At 69.0% G+C, this 255-nt stretch carries 1 protein-coding gene; it reads left to right on the top strand.

The window, feature by feature from the left end:
* Nucleotides 1–255: diguanylate cyclase domain-containing protein (locus KW835_RS26710; RefSeq protein WP_218387764.1), on the top strand; the 255-nt coding region annotated here is incomplete at both ends.

Raw genomic sequence — 255 nt, 5'->3', positions numbered from 1 at the left:
ACGACACGCTGGGCCACGACATGGGCGATCAGCTTTTGTCGCAGGTGGCCGCCCGCCTGGTGGGCAGCGTGCGCGAGGCCGACACGGTGGCCCGCTTTGGCGGAGACGAATTCGTCGTCATGCTCGAGTCCCTGGCCCCCGAGATGCCCGAGGCGGCAGCCCAGGCCGAGACCGTGGCCGAGAAACTGCTGGCGCACCTGAACCAGCCCTTCGAGCTGGACGGTGCCCAGCACTACAGCACCCCCAGCATCGGCA

The organism is Acidovorax sp. sic0104, assembly GCF_019219095.1.
GTDB lineage: Bacteria > Pseudomonadota > Gammaproteobacteria > Burkholderiales > Burkholderiaceae_C > Acidovorax.
The sequence above is the reverse complement of the archived record's forward strand: the minus strand, read 5'-3'. Positions and strand labels throughout refer to the sequence as shown.